Here is a 17,064-nt window from a genome sequence, read left to right as displayed (position 1 = left end):
CGCCCGTCTTTTTAAAGACTAATCACGCGGCCTTGCAACTCGGGTTTTTGATCTATATTCGGCCCGGGACTTCAAGATTGCCCAGCTTCGACAATCCCTCTCGCCCATGCAATCCATTTTCATAAACGACATATTTTATCGGTGCATCCCTAAAACTTTTCAAGGTTTGCCCCAGTCCCATGATGCCGCGTTCCCTTACCCGTCGCACCTGTTCCAGATCAAGCTCCGCTGTCACGATCTCCTCGCCGCAGCCAGCCTGATATATCACTTCACCCTGCGGCCCGATGACGGAAGAACGGCCATATCCAATTTCACCAACAGAATTGATATCGACGAAATAACATTGATTTTGAACAGCACTCGCCCGGGCAATCACGGTTTCAACCTCACGGTCGCTGGTGTTGGTCATAGTTGGATGCAGAATAACCTCCGCCCCGGCACTTACCATCGCGCGCGTTGTTTCAGGGAACCACATGTCATAACAAATCGACACGCCAAAACGGCCAACGTCCGGAATATCAAAAACCGTAATCTGTTCCCCGTATTCGATACCCTGCTCATAGGGTAAAAAGGGATAGAGCTTTCGGTGCCGGGTCACCACTTCCCCGTCGGGGTTTAGGACCGGCGTTGTATTATATACTTTTCCGCCGCTCTGTTCATATAAAGAGCCTGGGAGGAGCCAGATGTTATGTTTCTTGGCGATTGAACCAAAATGATTTTCAGTCGGCCCCGGCATTGTTTCTGCCGTAGAAGGACGGGGGCCAAAGCCTGCGAGCTCACCGATGATAACCATTTGAACCCATGGAAACCGCCGCATCACGCTGTCTATTTTACGGGATATCAGATCGATATTATCAGCGGTCTCTAAATTCAGCTGCAAACCAGCAATTGCGAAACTTCTCATTATAACTTCTCCGCCAGAATATCGGATAAACCCGTTGGATTAAAACAGGCCACTTTTCGTGAATTTTGGAACTCTTGCAGTTCAGGCTCTACTGACCGGCAGGTCTCGTTCGCGCGTGAACAGCGGTTTTGAAAGGAACATCCGTTCGGAATATCGAAAGGACTGGGTATTTCCCCATCTGGTTTATACACCGATGGGGCAGCCGGACGGGTTTGTCCCGGAAGGCTGTCCAGCAACAGTTTCGTATACGGATGATGGGGATTTCGGAAAACCTGATCTACTGGTCCGCATTCGGCAATCCGGCCCAGATACATAACAGCGACATCGTCCGCAAGATAATCAACTGTCGCCAGGTTATGGGTAATAAACAGATAGCTGATACCATGACTGGCCTTTAAATCGCGCAGCAGGTTCAGTGTTTGAGCCTGAACAGAAACATCCAACGCCGACGTGGGTTCATCCAGGATCAACAATTTAGGCTCGACTGCAAGTGCCCGTGCAATTGCAATTCTTTGCCGTTGCCCGCCCGAGAATTCATGCGGATATCGATCGATATGAGCGGGATCAAGGCCAACTTCAGTCATCAATTTGGCGACGCGCTCCTCAAGTTTGCGGCCTTTCAGGGATTTAAACACCTCCAGCGCTTCCCCTATAATCTTTCCCACACGATGTTTCGGGTTGAGCGAACTATAGGGATCCTGAAAGACAATGCCCAACTTCTCGCGAAGCAGGCGCATGGCATTTCCGGAAAGGCTGGACAGATCATGTCCTTCAAACATCACATCCCCGCTATCAAAGGGGATCAGGCGAAGCAATGACATTGCCACCGTCGATTTCCCGCATCCCGACTCGCCGACAAGAGCGAGACTTTTACCAGCCATAATTTCAAATGAAACATCGGCCAGTGCCGTCACTGTCCCATGCTGTGTTGGATAGGTTTTTCGAAGGTTTCCAACTTTAAGAAGACACGTCATGACGCTGCTCCAATCTCTTTACCAGACAATTGAGAGGCAGGGTTAAAACAGGCGACACCGTTTTTAAGCTCCGGATCAACAGCGTTGCAGTCTGCCGTAGCGTGAAGACAGCGCGGCGCGAAGGCGCAGCCTACCGGCAATTCATTCAATGCCGGCACCCGCCCCGGAATCTGTTCCAGGGTTTCCTGATCAAACAACTTGGGCGCGGCCCGCAGAAGTGCCGAGCTATATGGATGTTTTGGACGAGACAGAACATCCTGTGTCGCCCCTTGCTCCACGATCTTGCCCGCATACATAACGGAAACATCATCACAAATATCTGAGACCACCCCCAGATCGTGAGTAATAAAAAGCACCCCAAGACCTTTTTTATCCACAAGCTCGCGAATAAGGCTCAGAATTTGGGCCTGCACGGTCACATCAAGCGCTGTTGTCGGCTCGTCTGCAATCAGCAGTTTTGGGTCAACAGCCATCGCCATTGCAATCATTGCACGCTGTAATTGCCCGCCTGACATTTCGTGGGGATATTTATCAAAAACAAATGCCGGATCCGGCAACTGAACATCGTGCAAAGCCGCCATTATCCGCGGCCTTACTTCCTTGGGTTTTTGCCCTGTATGGGCAACCAGCGCATCTGTCAGCTGTTTTCCGATCGTATGATACGGACTCATTGCTTTCATTGGTTGCTGGAAAATCATTGTTACCGTATTGCGGCACACCTTCTTGATCTCTTTTTGAGACCGATGGACGATTTCCTGACCACACAGCGCAATCGTACCGGACAATTGCGTATTGGAAGGCTGCAACCCCATAGCGGCAAGTGCAGTCATGGATTTCCCGGAACCCGACTCGCCAACCAGACCCATTATTCTGCCCGGTTCAATCCGCAACGACAGGTTCCGCAAAATAGGTAACGGTCCGCGCCGCGAATTCAACGACAGTGAAAAGTCCCTGATATTCAATACCGACCCGCTCATTGCTTGTTTTCCTTCGGATCCAACAGGTCACGGACACCGTCGCCAATTAAATTGACGGACAGAACGGTCAGAACAATTGCCAGCCCGGGGATCCCTGCCGTCCACCAGTAATCAAGAAATTTCCCCCGGGACATGGCCACCATCAGCCCCCATTCAATCATCGGGGGTTTTGCGCCAATTCCGATGAAACTTAAAGACGCCGCCGCTAATATTGTATATCCGAAATCCATGGACGCCTGAACGATCACCGGCGTCCAGCAATTGGGCAGAATATGTTTTACCATGATGCGCAAATGCGAAAATCCAAAAGCCCGTGCGGAACGGACATAGTTCTCCTGCCGAATGGACAGCACAGCCGCTTCGACAATTCGCGCATACCAGGGGAACCAGGAAATTGCCAACGCGATCATCGCTTCAAACAACCCTTGTCCCAAGGCAGCGGTAATGGCAATGGGTAATAAAAGGGGCGGGAATGCGATAAAAACATCGCTCACCCTCATGATCAGATATCCAGCGCGCCCTCCCAGATATCCGGCAGCCAATCCAACGGGCACCCCGATCAATACCGCCAGCCCCGTAACCACAATGCCGACCAAAAGGCTGACCCGCGCACCGTATAAAATACGGCTGAAAAGGTCTCTTCCCAGCTCGTCCGTGCCAAACCAGTGCGCCATCCCCGGGGCGACAAGTTTATCCGCAAAGTTAATATGAGATGGGTCATGTGTTGCGATAACGGGCGCAAAAACAGCGGCGACCAGAATAACAAGGAACGTAACCGATCCAGCCAGAAACAAGACATTCCGACCCATAATTACATGAAAGCGCGCAAAGATTGCACTTCTTGGCTTCATGACAGCTTGCACTGATTTTTCCATCTTCATGCCTTCTGTAAGCGCGGATCGACGAGGAAATAAAGCAGGTCGATAATTAGATTTACAGTCAGATAAACGCCGGCGAAACACAGGGTTACTGCCATAACTGCCGGGTAGTCATTTTCAGTGATTGCGCCGACCACATAGGCACCAAGCCCGGGCCAATCAAAAACAAACTCCACGACAACAGCACCGCCCAGCATATATCCGTAGGCCAGACCGATAACCGTCAGCATTGGAATGAGGGCGGCTCTCATGGCATACCGAAAATTGATAATCCAATCAGATAATCCATAGGCCCTTTGAGTCAGAATAAATTCCTGACGCAAGGCTTCAATCATCATATTGCGAGTGATCCGGGTGACCACGGCAAGAGACGCAATGGCAATTGTCAAAACCGGAAGCACCAGATGTTCCAAGGCTGAAAAAAAGGCCACCGGATTTTTATCAAGAAGGCTATCGACCAGATAAAAGCCCGTAACCACTGGAAACTCGAAATCCAGCAACACATCGCTGTCAATCCGGCCCTGCAATGGTAACCAGCCCAAAAACCCGTAAAAAAGCATCTGCAGGATCATTCCACTTAAAAACACGGGGAGCGCCACCCCTAAAACAGAAAAGCCCCGGGCGGAATGATCCACCAGTTTGTCCTGACGCAGTGCGCAAATCGTTCCCAGCGGAATGCCAATGGCGACAACCAGTAAAATCGCCAGTGTGACAAGTTCAAAGGTTGCCGCGAAACGTTCTAGCACATCGGTCAAAACCGGCCGGCCAGTGCGCAGCGACGTTCCCAGATCGCCTTGAAACGCGTTCACCAGATAGAGCCAGAACTGCTCTATTATGGGGCGATCCAACCCCATTTGAAGCCGCGCGGCCTCAATCTGTTCGGGCGTTGGCCGATGACCCAGCATCATTTCAATAGGCGATCCTGGCAAAATACGGCTTAACACAAATGTCACCAACAACACACCGAGCAGGATCCCGACCATTGTCAGTATGCGTTTCCCCGTATAAAACAGCATCGCCTATTTCCTTCTTTAAACAGTAATCGTCCGTGCGTTACTTGGCGGCACGTTTCAGACGATGGAAGAAAATCCCAGCGTATGCAGGATTGCTCTGTAAGCCGACGATGTTACTGCGGTAAGCGACACGACCTTTGATATCGGCATAAAAAATTGCTGTTGCATCCTCCATCAGCAGTTTCTGCGCCTTGGCATATTTTTCGACAGCAGCGTCTCTATCAGAACCTTCCAGAGCCGCGCCTTCATCAACAAGCTTGTCATAGGCGGAATTTGCGTAATGAGACAAATTGAACAGGGCTTTTTCTTCTGTTCTAAACAAGCCAATCATCCAGTCATTCGGGGTGGGATATGTCGGCCACCATGTCATGGACTGAAGGTTCGGCGCTGTCCGCAGATCTTTCGCATTTTTCCAGATGGCACCCCATTTACCGGGTTTCAGCTCAACCTCAATACCGGCTTTAGCAGCATTTGCCTGAAACAGGAGGGCTGAATTCTTATACTCTTCCGATGTCCCAATATAGGCCATCGTGACTTTTCGCTGATCGGCAGGTACGCCAGATTCATCAACAAGTTTCTTGGCCTTCTCTACATCAAATACCGGGGTTTTAATGTTTGAATTATGGCCCCACATAGTGGCAGGCACGACACCCTTTCCGGGTTCGGCATAACCGGCATATATTTCTTTTACAACTTTGTCATAATCCCACAGCATCGTAAGAGCCTGGCGGAATTGTTTATTATCGGTCGGGGCTTTTTGAGTATTGATCAGAAACTGGGAATTTTTCCAGCTGGGAACGCCTTTTGCGGTAATGCCGGGCTCATTATTGAGACTATCCACCTGATCCGCAGGCACGAGTGAAATAAAATCAGCTTCACCGGCTTTCAGCATCTGCACCTGTGTCGCATTCTCTGTCACAACTTTTAAATAAACCCGTTCAAAGTTGCTTTCATCAAAACCGCCCCAGTAGTCAGGATTTTTATCCAAGACGATCTGCTGTCCCGCTTTCCATTGCCGAACAGTATAGGGGCCTGTACCCGCGGCATTCCCTTGATTAAACCATTCTGCACCTTTTTCAGCGGCCTTGGGCGAAAAGATGTAAGCGCCATACTGACTGGACGCAATCAGGTCAATTGGTGCAGGTTCTTTTGTTTTAATCACCAACGTATGGGTATCAGGCGCTTCGATTGAAGAAACAGCGCCCCAAATATAATAGGCCCCCTTCTTCAATTTACGGGTCCGTTCAATTGAAGATTTTGCAGCTTCCGCAGTCAGCGGCTCGCCATCATGGAATTTGACGCCCTGCCGTAATTTGAAGGTCCAGGTCAAACCATCTTCACTGACACCCCAGCTTTCGGCCAAAGCGGGTGTAAACTGTTGTTCGCTCCCCGGAGGATTATACCAAAGAAGCGGCTCATACACGTTCACCAACATCATAACTTCAAGAGAAAAGGCTTCTGAAGGATCCCAGTCTTTTATATCGCCATACATTGCATAGGTTACGGAATTGGTCTTGGCTTGAACAGGGACAGCGGCGGTCAACGCGCTGACACCGATCGCTACAGTTGCCACTGCAACTGCAATTTTCTTGATAAGTTTCACTTTACCCTCCCAGGCAATTGCCGCCTACCCCCTGGCAGACTTCACACTCTTCAGTACGCAATCAGCATGCCAATCTCTGAAAAATTTAATAATTCCATATAAATCAATATATTACGTAATAGTGCTAACCGGCGGCACATCAAAATCCCTATTCAAAATTGAATTTAAAGACGTCATTTATTCAACATTGAATAGATGGTTGGCAGCCAACTAACCAAAATCACGACCCGCTTTCAAATCATGCTTGCGCAATAGCCTGGCAACAGTTGGCTGGCTAACACCCAACGCCACTGCCAGCGATTTTTGCGTATCATGTTTACCAAGCGCCTGCCTGAGCAGCTCGGCTTCGACCTGTTCCAGTGCTGCTTTCAAAGTCCCTGTTCCCAGCGCAACGTCAGAGCCTCTCCGATCTCTGATATCTGCTGGTAAATCAGCGATACTCAACATCTCAGAAGTTGAAAGAACGCAGGCTCTCTCCAGGATATTCTCCAGCTCCCTGACATTTCCGGGGAATGAGTATTTTGACAGGATTTCGACAAATTCAGGTGTAATGGAAAAGTCTTTATTATGCTTTTGACCCAACTTCTTAAGGGTCAACCCAATCAATGCCGGTAGATCCGCCATCCGTCTTTGTAAAGGCGGGATCTCCAAGGGGACAATATTCAACCGGAAATACAGATCTTCGCGAAAAAGGCCCTCATCCACCATTTTCCGCAAATCCTTATTTGTCGCCGAAATCAGGCGTACATCCACTTGATGAATTTTGGTTCCACCGACCCGGATAAAACCCTGACTATCAAGAAATGTCAGCAACTTGACTTGCATATCCATGGGAAACGCGTCGATCTCGTCCAGAAAAAGAGTGCCGCCGTTTGCGGCTTCGATTAGTCCGGCCTTCCCCCCTTTGGACGCGCCTGTGAAGGCGCCTTGCTCATAGCCAAAAAGTTCTGCCTCGACCAGATTATGAGGAATTGCCCCGCAATTAAGATGCAGGAACTGGTTATTTCGGCGCGGAGATGCTTCGTGGATCAAGCGCGCAACCATACTCTTACCAGAACCGGAAGGACCCGCAATCAGCACGGTCGTATCATAGGCTGCAACTTTTAAGGCAAGATAAAGCGATTTCTCCATGACGTCACTGACCGCAACGATATTCTCAAGGCTCTTATCGCGCATATTCAGCGTTAAAAGCTCCTGCTCTATTCGATCCGATCGCTGCTGTTCTTTCTCCAGCTCCTGGCGAAGCTGGTTCAACTCGGACAGGTCCCGCTCGTTCCCCACCACAAACCGAACCGCACCTTGTTCATCGAAAATGGGCACCCCGGTGACAAGCAGGGACCGGCCACTTTTCACATGCTGATTAATAACAACAGGCTTTTTCTCCTGCAAAACCCGGCTGGTCACATCCTTATCATAGTTACCACTGAGGAGTAGCTCATGGACCGTTTTACCGCACACATCCTCACGGCGGATACCGTTTAACTTTTCACAAGCGGAATTAATCCAAAGCAGTCTTGGCTCTGCATTACAGACCCAAACCGCATCTGCCATTGCTTCAAACACTTCTTCCAGATGCTCCGGAAACCGGTTTGCCAAGTCTGACTGCCAATCCATTGCGCCCCACTTATTCAAAAATGAATACTGATTGAAACCTACACGCAATCTGACCAGCAAGTAAAGAACTCTGACGGGAGCCAAACCGGTTATCTTCAGAACGCCAAAGGCAAATGAAATGATTATTGAATAGTCGGTTAAAACGGATTTTCCGCGGGATAAGGATCCGTTTCAAACCATCGCCAAGGACATCGATGACGGTGCGGAACTGGAAAAGGATTTTTCTCAAAAGAAGAAAGGCCCCACACGCACGCGTTGACAAAACGGGTCGTTTATCAGGACCTGAAAAAAGCGGACATTGTATCCTTCAGGTTGTCTTCAAGAAGATAGTGCAGGCCTAAAACCGCCCCAACAAGAATGGACGCAAAGGCAATCAAAGATCCAAGCGACAGCGTTGAAACACCACTAATCCCCTGACCGACCGTACAGCCCATTGCCATAATCCCGCCAATCCCCATTAGGGCCCCACCAATAAGATGCCGCCGCATTTCACGGCTATCGTCGAAAGCTTCGAGTTTAAACTGACGCTTTTGCATTGAGCCGATAAGTGAGCCGAGCACAACACCCCCCACGCTTCCAATTGCAAAGTTGATCGTCGCGCCGGAAAATGTCATCAAATACATCAATCCGTCGGCCGTTGCCGAGATAAAACTTAGCGAGACAAGCCGCTGAGGATCAAATTCATCCTGACCAATATAGCCTGTGACAAACCAGCCTGACACAACACACAAACCGATCACCAAGCCTGCCATCTGGGATTTCAACGAGCGCCTGAAATCACCCCCTTTAAAGCACCAGACAAGCAGTCCGCCTGCGATAAACAAGGCGATCACCAAATACGAAACCAATGAGTTAACTCCCAGAAGAGCCGGTATATTCAAAGACCCCGCGGCATCGGACTGAAGGCCAACATTTTCAATGGCGACACGCGCACTGGCCATCAGTCCGCGCATTGTCATGTATCCAGTAACGCCGACCACCAGGAGTGTTACAAGAGATCTTAGATCCCCTGTTCCCAGTCGAACCAACGCACCATACGGACAGGTTCCCACCTGAGCCATCCCGAAACCGAAACACAGCCCGCCTACAATGAGGGATACCCAAATCAAGTCCGTCCGCCAATGCATGGATTGCTTCAGGTCAATAACCTGAAAGTAATAGAGAAGTGTCGTTCCAATGATTGCAATGGCAATCGTAAACACCCAGAGACGCATTCGACGCCATTCACCACTCAATCGCGCGTCTTCAATCGCACCAAAGGTACAAAACTGGTTCATCCGAGCCGTATAACCCGCTATTCCACCGATCAAACAACCGGCGATTGCCATTAATGTACTGATAGGGATATCCAATGCAATCATCCTGACCGGTAAAAAGGTTAGTCTGCTTCATCCGGGGCACAATAAAGGGCATAGAGTAGTTTTATAATGGCCTGAACTTCACTATTCGCAATCGAATAATAGATCGTTTTGCCCTCTCGTCGGGCATGAACCAAATCATCTGCCCGTAGTCTGGCCAACTGTTGAGAAACCGCTGGCTGGCGCATGGAAAGCCGCTTTTCAAGTTCAATAACAGACTTTTCTCCATTGGCCAGAAGGCACAGGATCAGAAGGCGGCTTTCATGGGCCATTGCCTTGAGAGTTGTACATGCACGCGACGCGTTATCCACCATTTCATCTGGGAAATCCAACATCTCATCCAAATCAATCATGTTCTTTAATGCCATCATTATTAAACCTGCACTCCACCGGTCCTTGGAAATTAAAATTCTAGTTTATCTTGTATCGTTTCGATCCCTTTGCGGGCACAGTCGTCATCTGCATCCCCACCTGGCGCACCAGACACACCAACCGCTCCGACCAAAGAACCCGCAGCCAGAACCTGAACGCCGCCGCCAACCATCATAGCATTTTTGATCTGAGTAATATTCTGAGTCAATTCACCTGACTTCACCAACTCTTCCAACGCGGCAGTGTCTGTTCGAAAGCTTACCGCAGTCCACGCTTTTTGTCTCGCAGTATCCGGTGTATGCACCCCCGCATAGCGGTCCCTGACAAAGGCCTGCAAGATGCCAAATCGATCGACAACAGCAACGCCAACCTGAAAATCTGCTTTCCGGCATGCTTTAAGCGTGGCTTGTGCAAGTTCCATGGCTATCTCGGGTGTCATAACCTTATGGGACACCAAGGCTTCGTCACTTTGTGCAAAAGCGGGTGCGATTGCCCCACCCCATAGCAAAGAAAACAACCCAAAAATTGTTGCGCCGACAAATGATTTTTTCATCCCCTACCCCTTTGTTCCAGCTTTGTTTGGTTTTAATTTTTTTACCAACTCTTCCAGCATCCACCAGAAATTATCTTCTCCGGGATACCCTGTAATTCTGCCAATTTCCCGCCCACCTTCCACCAGTACAAAGGTAGGGGTGTAATGAACTATGCCATTATGTGTGATGAATTCTTCAATGGGGTCCTGAATATCGCGCTGTTTCAGGGGCGCCGTTTTCCCTTCACTGGTTTTTGGATAAATCGGGCCAATCTCTTCATCCCATTTTTCACACCAATAGCATCCCCGCTCTCTGAACATGAGCAATTCTGCAGCCGCCAATGGATTGATCTGCATAGCAAAAAACAGGAAAAACCCAACGACGGTGCCTGTGAGAAGACTGACATTCATCTAATTGTCTTTTAAAGATTTAGATTTACTCAAACACATAGCATGTTTTATATATATAAAAATTTGAATGTTTTAGTCAAGTCGGGAAGCCGCTAATGTTTGATCTAACAGTATCAGGTGCGTTCATTGCAGGCGTGCTTTCTTTCTTGTCACCATGTGTTCTTCCTTTGGTGCCGCCCTACCTGTGTTACCTGGCAGGAGTTGGTTTCGAAGAACTGGCCCATTCTTCCGATAAAAAAGAGATCAGAAAACGCAGTTTCTACCGTACCTTGTCCTTTGTTGCCGGTTTCACTGTCATCTTTGTCGCTCTTGGCGCTACCGCGTCAACCTTCGGGCAATTCATTTCTGACTATTTCAGCGTCCTTGAAAAAGCCGCTGGTGCAATCATCATCGTCCTTGGGTTGCATATTTCCGGGATATTAAAAATCCCATTTCTGTACCGGGAAGCGCGTTTTCAGACAAATAATAAGCCAGTAGGAATTCTGGGAAGTTTTATCGTCGGTCTTGCCTTTGCTTTTGGCTGGACCCCCTGTGTCGGGCCAGTATTGGCAACAATTCTTATGGTCGCCAGCACAGAAGACAGCGTTCATCAGGGCACCTATTTACTAGCCGCCTATTCATTGGGAATTGGTATTCCTTTTATCCTGGCCGCCATCTTCGTAAATCCCTTTATTACCTTCATGCAAAAGTTCCGCAGGCACCTTCACAAGGTTGAAATAGCCGTTGGGATCCTGTTGGTGGCAACCGGCATTTTATTGATTACGGGAAATATGTCGGCATTGGGATACGGGTTACTAGAATGGTTCCCCTGGCTGGGAAACACAGGCTGAACTAACCGAAGTGCAAATAAATCATTTGCTCCAATGACTTCAGCTCTCTGAGGTAATTCACAAATCCTGAATAATTGCGATCTCGAACCGATTGGCTCATCGCTGGGGCCGATATCAGGGCAGTGCCCATTAACCGTTGATAGATTACGTTTTCCTTTAACCCGTCATCCGCAATGGCATGGCTCTTTCTCAAGGCGTCTTCCAGCTGGACGGAGTGTTTCAATAGGGCGCTTCTTTTCGCGCCGTCGTGAAAGTCTTCTTGCTTCTTGTAAAATGACCATACCGTGTTCATCGCGTCGGTTGTTTGAATGTAGACATCTTCAAACAGGGTTATCTTATAATAGCGGCGCAACTGATGAAGCTCTGTGCGAACATGCGGTAGAACCTGCCGGGCCTTGTCAGTTTCTCCCTTGGCAAAAGATTGTGTCGCAGTATTCAATATCCTCTGGATCTCATCCAAAGCTCTGAACCACGGCTCTTCAGCCACATATGGCGCCGGTGGGTTCTCCCGATAGGTTTTTAAAACTTTATCCCAACGGTCTTTTGCCTTGTCCAATTCCAGGCTGGCGAAAGCAAGATTGCCGGTGCGTAAATAGTTTTTGGCGTGCTTGTAGGAAGCATTAGTTTCATAAATTTCCTGATGTAAATCTGTCGGGTCTGCCTGTGCAGGGCTCGCCACAAGGCAGAAACCAATGAACACAAAAACCAGATATGGGCTCACAAGGCCACGCATCAAATTCCCCTTGCAGAACATAGAAACATATGAATTAATGAATATAAATATCGCGGAGGGAGTCCAAAATGTCAAACAGGGAAATGACAAGAAGACAGTTGATTCTGCACTCAACACAAATCTCTTTGGCAGGCGCTTTAGGGGTGTCACTACCGCGCATGGTAAGCGCTGCGGGAAATAAGGTTGAGTTGACCGAAGACGGCCTGCACTACCAGCCCTGGTTTCTTGAAAGCTTTCTGGAATTGGCCGATGACGTGTCAGAGGCGGCGGAAAAAAATAAACATCTGGCGATCATGTGGGAGCTGAAGGGTTGCCCTTATTGCGAAGAGACACATCTGGTCAATTTCGCGGATGAAAAGATTCGAAACTTCATCATCGGTAATTTTGAAATCCTGCAACTCAATATTATCGGCTCAAAACGAGTTACCGATTTTGACGGCGAGGAACTTTCGGAAAAAGATCTGGCCCGAAAATATGGTGTTCGCTTTACACCAACCTTCCAGTTTTTCCCAAAAACCATAGACGCATTGGCTGACTCGCTCCCACAAAAACGCGAAGTGGCCCGTTTACCCGGCTATATGAGACCAGATCATTTCCTATTGATGTTTAAATATGTGGCTGAAGAAGCTTACATCAATAAGGACTTCAAGACCTATCTTCAAAACCTCTCCGGTTAACATATTCAAAAAATGCATTTTATGAATTGATATATTTTTAAAACTGCATTAGCGTGGGTGTGACAAAGTGTCGCAGATTTCAAAAAAGATGACACATTCACAAGCACAGGGAAGCTTTGTGCCAGTTACACACAACTGACTATCAGTTGAAAAATGTACGGTACATACTGGGGAGGAAAGTATGAAAAACCCGACACTGCTGGGAACGGCAGTTCTCGCAATCGCTATGACCACAGTCGCAATCACGGGACACCCCCAAGCGGCAGAAAGTGTGAAATACACAATTGTTGAGGACGCCATACCAAATCCCTTAACGAAGGAAGCCGGTGATCCAGACAAAGGGCGCAAAGCCGTGATTAACCGGAAACAAGGAAATTGTCTGGCCTGCCACGCCGTCACATCCTTGGCCAACCAACCCTTTCATGGTGAAGTGGGGCCCCCGCTGGACGGCGTTTCGCAACGCTACAATGACGGCCAACTTCGACTGATTCTGGTGAATTCCAAGAAAGTGTTCGATGGCACGATTATGCCTGCATTCTATCGCACCGATGGTTTGAACCGCGTTTCTAAAAAATTCAAAGGCAAAACCATTTTATCTGCCCAACAGATTGAAGACATTATTGCTTTCTTAAAAACGCAATAAGCAAACCAAAATTAAAAAGTTTTATTGGAGACATAAAAAGATGATGGACCTATCTCGTCGTCAAATGCTCGGAGCCAGCGCGGGACTGTTGGCGATTTCAAGTATTTCTATCCCCTTTTCCGCTTTCGCAAGTGAAACCGACGCAAAAAAAGCGGTTATGGATTTCACCGGAGGCGCCGAGCCAAAAGATGGGCTTGTTTCAATCGATATGCCCGAGATTGCGGAAAACGGAAATACAGTACCAGTTGGTATCAGTGTCGATAGTCCGATGACAGCAGACAATTACGTAAAGTCAGTGTTTGTTCTTGCCGATGGAAATCCAAGCCCAGAGGTTGCGAAATTTCATTTCTCACCAAAAAGCGGGGTCGCTGAAGCGGTAACACGGATGCGTTTGGCAAAAACGCAAAATATCATTGCCGTCGCCGCGATGAGTGACGGCTCATTCCACAGCGCCTCAACAACAGTGAAAGTGACAATTGGCGGCTGCGGCGGCTAAATCACTCTTTGGAAGGATAACGAAAAATGGCTAAATCCAAACCCCGCGTCAAGCTTCCCAAATCCGCCACCAAAGGGGAAGTGATCACGATTAAAACCATCATCTCTCACAAGATGGAAACTGGACAGAGAAAAGACAAATCCGGGAAGAAAATTCCACGGCTTATTATCAATAAATTTGTTTGTAAGTTCAACGGAGAACAGGTTTTCGGGTGCGACATGGAACCCGCAGTCTCGGCAAATCCATATCTGCAATTTAACGCCAAGGTGCAAGAAGCCGGCGAGTTTGAATTCATCTGGCAGGACGATAACGGAGACGTTTATCAGAAAAAGCAGAAAATCAAAGTCAGTTGAACAGAAGCAAAGGCTCGCAATCACGCATTGCTTGTTTGAATTGCGGCATACTTAATTAGGGAGGATAAGTAGATGCGCCTGAGGCTAAAAATTATTGCGACAGTGAGTAGCTTGGCCCTTGTGGCTTTCGGTTCGCTCGCCGTATCCGTCAACAGCAGTGAAACTGGAAAAATAGCACAGCCGCCTGCGGGACATCCGCTTGACGAGATAATTTCCGGCTATAATTACCGCACCCCGGAAACACAGTCTTTGCAGGATGATGATTTTGAAAATCCGGGTTTCATCTGGGTTGAAAAAGGGGAAGAGCTTTGGAGCGCCGTTGACGGAGCTGCGGGTAAATCTTGCGAAAGCTGTCACGAAGATGCATCGGAAACACTGAAAACCGCTGGTGCCCATTTCCCAAAATGGAACGACGACCTTGGGAAACCGATTAATCTCGAACAGCAGATTAACAAATGCCGGACCGATCAGATGCAGGCCAAAGCCTGGAAATGGGAATCCGAGGAACTTTTGGCCATGACGGCCTACACCCGCATGCAATCTCGCGGTGAGCCGGTGAAGGTGGAAATTGACGGCAAAATGAAGCCGTTCTTTGAGCAGGGCAAGGATCTATATTACACACGTGTCGGTCAACTCGATATGGCCTGCTCCAATTGTCACGAAGACAACTACGGTAACCAAATCCGGTCGGACCTGTTAAGTCAAGGGCAGACCAACGGCTTTCCAACCTATCGCCTCAAATGGCAAAAACTGGGGTCAACCCATAGACGTTTCAAAGGGTGTATGAAAAATATCAGGGCGACACCCTATGCCGTCGGTTCAGATGAGTTTGTCAATCTTGAACTCTACATTGCCTATCGCGGCCAAGGCCTCAAGGTGGAAGCACCTGCTGTTCGCAACTAGCGAACATTTGGCCGCATTCTCGAAAGAGGTGCGGCCTTTTTTTAACGGTCTCCGTCAAAGAGTGACACTCCTTTATCAATTTTGTGGGTTTTTATTATGTTTTCACGCCGCGATTTTTTACAGGTTTCCTGTGCAACTGTTGGGCTTTTGGGCTTTGGGACTGATCTCGTCCGCGCATCCGCCCGGCAAACCCTGACCCAGGATGACCTCTTGAATTTTGAGTCTGTTGGGAATGTAACGATTACCCACATAACCGATATCCACGCCCAGCTGGTACCCATCTATTTCCGGGAACCATCGATCAATTTAGGGGTTGGGGAAATGTCGGGTCTGCCGCCTCATATTACCGGGAAAGAGTTTCTTGAAAAGTTTGGCATTGAGAAAGGAACGGCAAGTGCGTATTCCCTGAGCAGCAGCGATTTCACCGCCTTGGCGCGGGACTATGGGCGCGTTGGTGGGGTCGATCGACTATCAACTCTTTTAAACCATATTCGCGCGGAACGGCCGGGAAAAACCTTGTTTCTAGATGGCGGAGACACCTGGCAAGGATCTTACACGTCCTTAAAAACAGGCGGTGCGGACATGGTAAAAGTCATGAATGCCCTTGAAACTGACGCGATGACAGCACACTGGGAATTCACCTATGGGCAAGAGCGGGTGAACGAACTGTTGGAAGAATTGTCTTTTGATTTTCTGGCAGGAAATATCCGGGACACCGAATGGGATGAGCCGGCGTTCGAAGCGACCTCTTATTTTGAGCGGGGCGGTGTCAAGATTGCGGTCATCGGGCAAGCGTTTCCTTACACTCCCATCGCCAATCCACGCTATAAAATCCCGGATTGGAGTTTTGGTATTCGGGAGGATGAAGTTCAGGCGCATGTGGACAAAGCAAGGGCCCAAGGGGCGGAACTTGTCATCTTACTGTCTCACAACGGTTTTGATGTTGACCGCAAACTTGTCTCCCGCGTGAGTGGAATTGACGTTGTTCTTACCGGCCATACTCACGATGCACTGCCAGTTGCAATCGACGTAAACGGAACGCTTTTGATCGCCTCTGGCAGCCATGGAAAGTTCCTGTCGAGACTTGATCTGGACGTTCGGGACGGTCAGGTTAAAGATTATCGTTACAAACTGATCCCTGTTTTATCAGATGTCATTGAGCCAGATCCTGCGATGACGGCACTTGTCACAGAAATCCGGCAGCCACATCAACAGGAAATAGACAGGGTGCTTGGTACAACCGAAAGCCTTCTTTACCGACGGGGAAACCTGAACGGTACTTTTGACGATTTGATTTGCGATGCTTTACTCAGTGAAAGAGACGCCGAGATTGCATTGTCACCGGGTTTCCGCTGGGGGGCGAGCCTCCTTCCCGGTCAGGAGATTACAGTAGATGATGTCTACAATATGACCGCCATAACCTATCCAAATGCCTACAGAAACGAAATGACAGGTGAAACTCTGAAAAATGTACTCGAAGACGTTGCGGACAATCTGTTTAACCAAGACCCTTATTATCAGCAGGGCGGCGATATGGTCCGCGTTGGTGGAATGGGATATCACATAAACCCCAACGCCCAAATCGGTTCCCGGATTAGCAATATGACCCTGTTGAAAACCGGCGAGAAGATCGATGCCTCCAAAGCCTATGTCGTTTCCGGCTGGGCAAGTGTCAATGAAGACGTTCAGGGACCGGCAATTTATGATGTTGTCTCCGATTACATCGTTAAACAAAAAACCGTCACCGTAAATCCACATAACGCAGTAAAGCTGAGAAGAAGCTGACCAGACAA

General features: G+C 48.7%; 19 protein-coding genes. 7 read left to right on the top strand and 12 right to left on the bottom strand.

Annotated features, from left to right (window positions below; translation table 11 throughout):
- Positions 1-52: 52 nt before the first annotated feature.
- The 11 genes from OIR97_RS02025 to OIR97_RS01975 form a co-directional block, all read right to left on the bottom strand.
- Positions 53-904, bottom strand: coding sequence for a carbon-nitrogen hydrolase family protein (locus OIR97_RS02025; RefSeq protein ID WP_169544051.1), 852 nt, complete (start codon positions 902-904; stop codon positions 53-55).
- On the bottom strand, positions 904-1,878 hold the full coding sequence (locus OIR97_RS02020) for an ABC transporter ATP-binding protein (RefSeq protein WP_169544050.1): 975 nt from the start codon (positions 1,876-1,878) through the stop codon (positions 904-906). The genes OIR97_RS02025 and OIR97_RS02020 overlap by 1 nt, the downstream gene beginning before the upstream one ends.
- Positions 1,875-2,855, bottom strand: coding sequence for an ABC transporter ATP-binding protein (locus tag OIR97_RS02015; RefSeq protein WP_169544049.1), 981 nt, complete (start codon positions 2,853-2,855; stop codon positions 1,875-1,877). Before OIR97_RS02015 ends, OIR97_RS02020 begins: the two co-directional genes overlap by 4 nt.
- Entirely contained in the window at positions 2,852-3,730 is an 879-nt protein-coding gene (locus OIR97_RS02010; RefSeq protein ID WP_169544048.1) for an ABC transporter permease, read from the bottom strand. Before OIR97_RS02010 ends, OIR97_RS02015 begins: the two co-directional genes overlap by 4 nt.
- A 2-nt stretch (positions 3,731-3,732) precedes the next feature.
- Positions 3,733-4,749 carry an ABC transporter permease gene (locus OIR97_RS02005; RefSeq protein WP_169544047.1) on the bottom strand — a complete coding sequence of 339 codons (1,017 nt, stop codon included), beginning with the start codon at positions 4,747-4,749 and terminating at the stop codon, positions 3,733-3,735.
- A gap of 37 nt (positions 4,750-4,786) precedes the next feature.
- Positions 4,787-6,349 (bottom strand): ABC transporter substrate-binding protein, encoded by a 1,563-nt coding sequence (locus OIR97_RS02000; RefSeq protein WP_219821638.1) that lies wholly within the window; start codon positions 6,347-6,349, stop codon positions 4,787-4,789.
- Positions 6,350-6,559: 210 nt separating this feature from the next.
- The gene (locus OIR97_RS01995) at positions 6,560-7,963 is read right to left on the bottom strand and encodes a sigma-54 interaction domain-containing protein (protein ID WP_169544046.1); all 1,404 of its coding nucleotides are present in this window, start codon (positions 7,961-7,963) and stop codon (positions 6,560-6,562) included.
- Between the two features lie 275 nt (positions 7,964-8,238).
- Positions 8,239-9,315 (bottom strand): YeeE/YedE family protein, encoded by a 1,077-nt coding sequence (locus OIR97_RS01990; protein ID WP_169544045.1) that lies wholly within the window; start codon positions 9,313-9,315, stop codon positions 8,239-8,241.
- Positions 9,316-9,341: 26 nt separating this feature from the next.
- Entirely contained in the window at positions 9,342-9,692 is a 351-nt protein-coding gene (locus tag OIR97_RS01985) for an ArsR/SmtB family transcription factor (RefSeq protein ID WP_267177771.1), read from the bottom strand.
- A gap of 32 nt (positions 9,693-9,724) precedes the next feature.
- Positions 9,725-10,246: a GlcG/HbpS family heme-binding protein gene (locus tag OIR97_RS01980; protein ID WP_169544043.1), complete on the bottom strand. Its 522-nt coding sequence runs from the start codon at positions 10,244-10,246 to the stop codon at positions 9,725-9,727.
- Positions 10,247-10,249: 3 nt separating this feature from the next.
- Positions 10,250-10,636: a thioredoxin domain-containing protein gene (locus OIR97_RS01975; RefSeq protein WP_267177770.1), complete on the bottom strand. Its 387-nt coding sequence runs from the start codon at positions 10,634-10,636 to the stop codon at positions 10,250-10,252.
- 95 nt (positions 10,637-10,731) lie between these two features.
- On the opposite strand from OIR97_RS01975, the gene OIR97_RS01970 reads away from it, so the two are divergent.
- Entirely contained in the window at positions 10,732-11,466 is a 735-nt protein-coding gene (locus tag OIR97_RS01970) for a cytochrome c biogenesis CcdA family protein (RefSeq protein ID WP_169544042.1), read from the top strand.
- Between the two features lies 1 nt (position 11,467).
- On the opposite strand, the gene OIR97_RS01965 is transcribed toward OIR97_RS01970, so the two are convergent.
- The gene (locus OIR97_RS01965; protein ID WP_169544041.1) at positions 11,468-12,199 is read right to left on the bottom strand and encodes a hypothetical protein; all 732 of its coding nucleotides are present in this window, start codon (positions 12,197-12,199) and stop codon (positions 11,468-11,470) included.
- A 68-nt stretch (positions 12,200-12,267) separates the two neighbouring features.
- Between OIR97_RS01965 and OIR97_RS01960 the strand changes: the two genes are divergently transcribed.
- The 6 genes from OIR97_RS01960 (at position 12,268) to soxB (ending at position 17,056) form a co-directional block, all read left to right on the top strand.
- On the top strand, positions 12,268-12,876 hold the full coding sequence (locus OIR97_RS01960; RefSeq protein WP_267177769.1) for a SoxW family protein: 609 nt from the start codon (positions 12,268-12,270) through the stop codon (positions 12,874-12,876).
- Between the two features lie 181 nt (positions 12,877-13,057).
- Positions 13,058-13,519: a sulfur oxidation c-type cytochrome SoxX gene (soxX, locus tag OIR97_RS01955; protein WP_267177768.1), complete on the top strand. Its 462-nt coding sequence runs from the start codon at positions 13,058-13,060 to the stop codon at positions 13,517-13,519.
- Positions 13,520-13,562: 43 nt separating this feature from the next.
- Entirely contained in the window at positions 13,563-14,015 is a 453-nt protein-coding gene (gene soxY / locus OIR97_RS01950) for a thiosulfate oxidation carrier protein SoxY (protein ID WP_407696691.1), read from the top strand.
- A gap of 26 nt (positions 14,016-14,041) precedes the next feature.
- On the top strand, positions 14,042-14,368 hold the full coding sequence (gene soxZ, locus OIR97_RS01945; RefSeq protein ID WP_267177766.1) for a thiosulfate oxidation carrier complex protein SoxZ: 327 nt from the start codon (positions 14,042-14,044) through the stop codon (positions 14,366-14,368).
- 72 nt (positions 14,369-14,440) lie between these two features.
- On the top strand, positions 14,441-15,271 hold the full coding sequence (gene soxA / locus OIR97_RS01940) for a sulfur oxidation c-type cytochrome SoxA (RefSeq protein ID WP_267177765.1): 831 nt from the start codon (positions 14,441-14,443) through the stop codon (positions 15,269-15,271).
- A gap of 96 nt (positions 15,272-15,367) precedes the next feature.
- Complete coding sequence (gene soxB / locus OIR97_RS01935; RefSeq protein WP_267177764.1) at positions 15,368-17,056, top strand: thiosulfohydrolase SoxB; 1,689 nt, start codon at positions 15,368-15,370, stop codon at positions 17,054-17,056.
- The last annotated feature ends 8 nt before the right edge of the window (positions 17,057-17,064 follow it).

Source organism: Sneathiella aquimaris (assembly GCF_026409565.1).
Taxonomy (GTDB): domain Bacteria; phylum Pseudomonadota; class Alphaproteobacteria; order Sneathiellales; family Sneathiellaceae; genus Sneathiella; species Sneathiella aquimaris.
Note: the sequence above shows the minus strand (reverse complement) of the source record. Positions and strands in the feature narration are given on the sequence as shown.